We start from the raw sequence: 772 nt of genomic DNA, 5'->3' as shown, positions 1-772 counted from the left end.
GATTCTCAGCCCGGTCCCGTCTTCCTTCAAGGCGATGGCGACTTCGCCACCTGAAGGCGTGAACTTGAAGGCGTTGCTGACCAGATTCCAGATCACCTGATCGAGCCGTACGGGGTCTGCCATGACGTAGCCCGGCTCTTCGAGTCCGCTGCACGAGAGCGCGATGCCGCGAGTGTGCGCGTCCCCTGCACAAGCTTCTACGATGCGCGTGAGCACCCGGGCAACGTCGGTTTTGGTCGTCTGCAACGCAAGTTTGCCAGTGCGAATGCGCGACAGGTCCAGCAGATCGTCGATGATTTTTGCCTGGCTCACCGCTGCCCGCGTGATTGCCTCCGCGGCTTCGCGGATTTCCGGAATGTCACGTGCCCGGGGAATGCGCGGCAGCATCTCGGCTTTCACATGGATTAGATTGAGCGGATGCTTGAGTTCATGCGACAGAATAGCGAGAAAGCGATCTTTCAGTCGATTTGAGCTCACAGCGCGCTCGCGCACGGTCTGGGCCAAGCGGAGCTTCAAATGCGTGGCTTCCTCGCGGCGTTTCCGTTCGGTGAGATCCCGGCCGATTTTGGCATATCCGCTGAACGATGGGTCTTCGATACGCGTCACCACGCCGCTCATGTAAACCTTCCGGCCGTCCTTGGCGATGTGCCAGCGTTCGTCATCGGCACTGGTGTCCTCCGAAGCGAGTTCGCGTTCGCGCACTGCGCTAATTTTGTCATCGGGGGCGTAGATGATGTCGATGTTCTTCCCCAGCACTTCGTCCTCGGTATAA

General features: G+C 59.3%; 1 protein-coding gene. It reads right to left on the bottom strand.

Features of this window, described 5'->3' with window-relative positions:
* Window positions 1–772 (bottom strand): PAS domain-containing sensor histidine kinase (locus QCE48_RS31665; RefSeq protein ID WP_309794487.1); only part of this gene is annotated, 772 nt, incomplete at both ends.

The sequence above is a fragment of the Caballeronia sp. LZ024 genome, from assembly GCF_031451455.1.
Lineage (GTDB): Bacteria > Pseudomonadota > Gammaproteobacteria > Burkholderiales > Burkholderiaceae > Caballeronia > Caballeronia telluris.
This window is presented reverse-complemented; position numbering and strand designations above follow the sequence as displayed.